Source organism: Mesorhizobium sp. WSM4816, from assembly GCF_055811535.1.
Window position 1 is genome coordinate 1 of sequence record NZ_JBVVQR010000076.1, and the last position, 5124, is coordinate 5124.

Genomic DNA, 5124 nt, shown 5'->3' on the forward strand with positions numbered 1-5124 from the left:
GCGGAGTTGCGGGCCAGCGGCACGACGGGTACGGACGAACCGATCGACCTCGCTCGCACCCAGTCCCTCCACATCCATGCCTTCCAATGCGAGCCAGCGGCTCAATCGCGGCACCAGCCGCATCTGCTCGCGAGCCGAAAGCGGCGTATAGCCTTGTCGGGCGAGTTCGCCGGCAAACCCAGCCGCAAACGTGGCAAGCGGGCCCTGGACGCGAACGCGAAACGGATCGATTGACATGAAAGCATCCCCTTCTTTGGAAACAAGAAGAGGAGTTTGCACGATCCGTCAGACCGCGGGTGATTATGCCGACCCCATCGCAGCGATCACCGCCTCCGAAGCCGACATCCCCCCAAGGTCGGCATAATCCGGACATCGGCATAATGCAGAGCGTTTTTAGCTTGGCGTCGCGCAGAATGGCGGGTGGCGAGAGCGCGCTGAGGCCGATCGCGACGGTGAGCTAAAAACGTGTTGGACTAAGCCGCCGGCACGGGTGGCCTCTATGGGCGTTCAATCAGGCCGTGGCCATGAACAGGCATGGCTTGGGCGCGGATGCGGTCGTGGACGTAGCGATTGCAGGGGTCGCGTTCGCCGAAAGCGGCACGGATATAGGTTCGGCGGCGTCGCGCCTTGCCCGGCAAAGGCAGCCGGGGGTGACGGCGCGCAGCTTCGCGGGACCGACTCGGCTTTCCGGCCGAACGGCTCGTGCGATGCCGTGACGGCGAAAGCGGAGCGGTTCTTTCATGACGTATCCCAGTATGGCGGGAGTCCAGTGGCGCCGTCGAAGATTTCGACGATGATCCTTGACGACAGGCGGGGCATTGCCTGAGGGAATGACCGGTTAGATCCTCATAGCGGTCGCGGTAATCCCTTTCGGATGAGCCATCCGACGGCTCTGGAACCGGCATGCCGAGCAGGTCGCGGCAGTGGGCGAGCTTTTGCGCGCGGTAGCGATTGCCGAGAAAGCGTAGTAGCGGATGCGATGGAAGCCCTCGGGCAGGAAGGTAGCAGGAAGCGGCGAATGAACTCATCGGCCGCGACGGTCATGACCTTCTGCTGATTGCCGTGCCGGTAGTCCTTCCAGCGGAAACGAACGGCGTTGTCCTCGATGTCGACGAGGCGGTTGTTGGAGATGGCAACGCGGTGCATATAGCGCCCGACATAGTCGAGCACCTGTTCGGGTCCGGCGAAGCGCGGTTTGGCAAAGACGATCCTTGCGACAGGCTAAGCCCTGGAAAGGAGAATGGAATGTAGATCCTGAAACCTTTCGAAGCGATCCAGAGGGTTCGACCCCCTTCCGGCAAAGGCGCAGCCCGCCAGCCGGAAGCGAGTCTTGCATGGGCGGCGGCAACATCGCTCGTGAAGCGTAGACAGCGGAGCTGAAGCCATGTGTCAGCCTCGAGATTATGTGCATGCGGAGGCCTTCGGCGTGGGTAGCCCGGGGGCAGCATCGTCGGAACCGCCAAGGGCGAGGTTCTGGCGGCTCGGCCGGGGTCTTGGAGCAGGGCAAAGGCATGGGATGGATCGCCAGGGAACCTGTGAGATCCCGCTCACGTCCACAAGCGAAGTACGCCGGAACAGGGACCGCAGGTTGACCACGGGTCCAGGCTCGATGAGCGTCCTCCACGCTCATCGGGAGCGCCTCGGCGAGCACGAACATGGGAGGCGCATGTGGGGCCTGTTACCGAAACTATAAGGGAGCAGGTATGCGTGAGCGGGAAGTCGTAGCGCCTTCATAGTAGCAGTGAAGACGGGGAACTGGGCTCACCGGGACCCGACGGAGCGAAGGGAGGCGTCATGTGTAGAGAACCGTTGACCTGAAACATGGGAGGGGACTCTGAACCCCACAAACCTGTCTACGAACCGACAACGGATAGCCCAACTGGCGAGGACGAAACGGGGTGTGGCGCTGTGCTCGCTCCACCATGTCATCGATCTGGACTGGATGAAGGAGGCCTACCGGCTGACCCGCAAGGATGGTGCCCCTGGCATCGACGGCGTCACGCGGCGGACTATGAGGTGAACCTGGAGACCAGACTTCTGGACCTCCTGGAGCGCATCAAGTCCGGCCGATATCGTGCGCCGCCGGTCCGGCGGGCCTATATACCCAAGGCGGATGGGTCGCAAAGGATGCTCGGCATTCCGACCTTCGAGGACAAGGTGGCGCAACGCGCCATTATGATGGTGCTGGAGACCGTCTATGAGGAGGATTTCTACCCCTGCTCATATGGGTTCCGACCGGGGCGCTCGGCCCATCAGGCGCTCCGCAATATGCAGAACGTGCTGTGGGCAAAGCGGCTCTATTGGGTGATCGATCTCGACATACAGAAATACTTCGACTCGATTCCGCACTCTCACCTCCGGGCGTTCCTCGACCAGCGAGTCACGGACGGCGTCATCCGACGGATGATCGATAAATGGCTGAACGCAGGAGCCGTCGAAGACGGTCTTCTGCACCGAACGGCCGAAGGATCCCCGCAAGGAGGCGTGGTCTCGCCCTGCCTCTCGAACATCTTCCTGCACCACGTGCTGGACGAATGATTCGAGACCGAGGTGCGGCCGCGGCTCCGTGGGGGCTGTACCATTGCCCGCTACGCTGACGATGCGCTCATGGCGTTCGACAACATCGTCGACGCCCAGCGTGTCCTGGCAGTGCTGGACAAACGTCTTGGACGGTTCGGGCTTACGCTCCATCCCGACAAGACGCGTCTCGTCGACTTTCGCCCGCGAAGGACGGAGAGCACACGGCATCCGGAGACGGATGGCACCAAGTTCGATTTTCTCGGCCTGACCCACGTGTGGGGACGGTCGCGCAGAGGCAAGGACATGGTGATGCAAGTCACGGCCAAGGGCCGTTTTGCTCGTGCGCTGGCTGCGGTAAGTTACTGGTGCCGGAAACACCGGAACTGGTCGATCCGCGATCAGCATCGCCATCTCTCGTCCATGATGCGGGGCCACTTCGCCTACTATGGCGTCGGGGGAAATGCTCGGCGATTGCGATGGTGCGCCCACCAGGTCGTGAGGATATGGCGGAAATGGCTATCTCGGCGAGATCGTCAAAGCGTGTTCCGATGGAACCGCCTTAACGAAATCCTGAAACGCCATCCGCTGCCGCGAGCCAGGATTCTTCATTCGTTTGCCACCGTGAGCGAAACTCTACCATGAGGAACCGGATGCGGGAAAACTGCACGTCCGGGTCTGCGAGGGGTGGGGGCAGTAACGCCCCCACCTACTCGGCACTCAGCCTTTCGTAGCGGCGCCAAATAGCGCCGGAAGGCGTCGCGCTCGCTCAGTTGCTGCAGGCCAGAGAAGAACTGCAACTGGCCGGCGTCGAAGGCTTTCTCCAGGTGCTTCAGAAACAATCGTCGGAACAGGCGCGAGAGCACCCGGACCGGCAAGAAGAAGCCGGGCTTGCAGGCGATCCACCGACGACCGTCGGCAGACAGGCCGCCGCCGGCGATAACGCAGTGCAGATGCGGATGATGAAGCAGGTTCTGGCCCCAGCTGTGCAGCACGGCGAAGAAGCCGATCTCGGCGCCCAGGTGCTTGGGATCGGCGGCGATGGTGCGCAGGGTCTCGGCGGCGGCACGGAAGAGCAGGCCGTAGACGAGCGCCTTGTTCTGATAGGCGATGGCGGCAATGTCGCCGGGGCAGTGTGAAGACGACGTGAAAGTACTGTGTGTCGAGGAGCTCGGCGCGACGATCCTCCAGCCATTGCGCGCGAGCCAGCGATTGGCAGCGGGGGCAATGCCTGTCGCGGCAGCTGTTGAAGGCGATGCGCCGGTGGCCGCAGTGATCGCACTGCTCGACATGCCCGCCGAGCGCGGCGGTCCGGCACAGTTCGATCGCCATCATGACGCGGCGCTGGGCGATCGACAGCTGCGCATCATGCTGCGCACGATAGGCTTCGCGTAGCGGCGGAAGATGTCCGCCACTTCCGGCCCCGAGCGGGCTATCGGCGCCAGCTCAGAAGTACTGCGGCTTGGCGGGCGGCGGCGGGGTGGGCGCCGGCCTCGGCAAGAGCTCGAAGGGGCTCGACGTGGCGCAGACCTTGTTGGTGGCGATCCGCAGGTAATGGGCGGTGGTCGCGAGGCTGCGGTGACCGAGCAGCAGTTGAATGGTGCGCACGTCGGCGCCGGCCTCCAGCAAATGGACGGCGAAGGCGAAGCGAATGGGGCGTGACCGGCTTGGACAATCCGGAGCGGTCGCGCGCTTTCGCGCAGGCCTGTCCCACCCGCATCCCTGGTGATCGGCTGGCCGGCACGATCGCCGGGGAAGAGCCACTCCTTTGGCCGCCGCACCTTCCAGTAGCTGCGCAGGATATCCAAGAGCTTGGGCGACAGCATCACGTAGCGGTCCTTCTGGCCTTTGCCCTGCTCGACGCGGATGACCATTCTCTGGCTGTCGATGCCCGAAGGCTTCAGCTGCACCGCTTCCGAGATGCGCAAGCCGGCGGCATAGCAAGTGGTCAGGATGGCGTGGTGTTTGAAGTCGAGGACGCAGCCGAGGAACCGCTGAACTTCCTCGGCACTGAGGATGATCGGCAGCTTCTGCGGCTTCTTGGGAAGCGGCAGAACCTCTTCAGGCGCCCAATCCCTCTCGAGCGTCACACTGTAGAGAAAGCGCAGCGCCGCAATGGCTGTGTGGATCGAACCGGGCGACAGCTTCTTCTCGTTGGTCAGATAGACCTGATAAGTCCGAATGTCCTCGCGCCCGAGCAAGTCCGGCGACTTGTCGAAGTGACGCGCAAACAGCGACACCTGCTGAAGATAGGAGAGTTGGGTGTTGAGCGCGAGGTTGCGCACCTCCATGTCCTCGCCCATGCACTGGCGAAGTTGGGTCATGACAAGCTCCTTTGTCCGATGGAATAGGCTGCAAGCAGCCACTCCATGCTGACGCAGTCGGAGCTTGTTGTGGACCATGACCAGCGCGACAGACGACGCGATCAGATCACGCTATCGACACTCACCCTCCGCCCCTTGCCGCTCCGCATTCGCGGAGCGGGTTAGTCCAATGCACGTTGCACTTCCTAAGAAACGCGCTCGACTACGTGCCGCGCAAGGTCGATGACGACTGCCTGATGGAGCTCAGATGGTTCTATGACCGGCGCGACCTAGCCGAGGTCAA

Annotated in this window: 1 protein-coding gene and 6 pseudogenes; 2 read left to right on the forward strand and 5 right to left on the reverse strand. The window is 62.7% G+C overall.

Translation table 11 applies throughout. The annotated features are described in order from the left end of the window. Positions 1 to 237: pseudogene (locus AC0L3H_RS32675) on the reverse strand (site-specific integrase); the annotation flags it as partial. A 501-nt stretch (positions 238 to 738) separates the two neighbouring features. Then, positions 739 to 1209 (reverse strand): annotated as a pseudogene (locus AC0L3H_RS32680) (IS91 family transposase); the annotation flags it as partial. A 918-nt stretch (positions 1210 to 2127) separates the two neighbouring features. Between AC0L3H_RS32680 and AC0L3H_RS32685 the strand changes: the two are divergent. Next, a pseudogene (locus tag AC0L3H_RS32685) lies at positions 2128 to 3162 on the forward strand (reverse transcriptase domain-containing protein). Here AC0L3H_RS32685 and AC0L3H_RS32690 read toward each other — a convergent pair. From AC0L3H_RS32690 to AC0L3H_RS32700, 3 genes and pseudogenes are all read right to left on the reverse strand, one after another. After that, positions 3126 to 3746 carry an IS91 family transposase gene (locus tag AC0L3H_RS32690; protein WP_473588217.1) on the reverse strand — a complete coding sequence of 207 codons (621 nt, stop codon included), beginning with the start codon at positions 3744 to 3746 and terminating at the stop codon, positions 3126 to 3128. The pseudogene AC0L3H_RS32685 and the gene AC0L3H_RS32690 sit on opposite strands and share 37 nt — an antisense overlap. Next, positions 3709 to 3852, reverse strand: a pseudogene (locus AC0L3H_RS32695) (transposase zinc-binding domain-containing protein); the annotation flags it as partial. The gene AC0L3H_RS32690 and the pseudogene AC0L3H_RS32695, both read right to left, overlap by 38 nt. A 111-nt stretch (positions 3853 to 3963) precedes the next feature. Continuing rightward, positions 3964 to 4841, reverse strand: a pseudogene (locus tag AC0L3H_RS32700) (tyrosine-type recombinase/integrase). 167 nt (positions 4842 to 5008) lie between these two features. Here AC0L3H_RS32700 and AC0L3H_RS32705 point away from each other — a divergent pair. Further along, a pseudogene (locus AC0L3H_RS32705) lies at positions 5009 to 5124 on the forward strand (transposase); the annotation flags it as partial.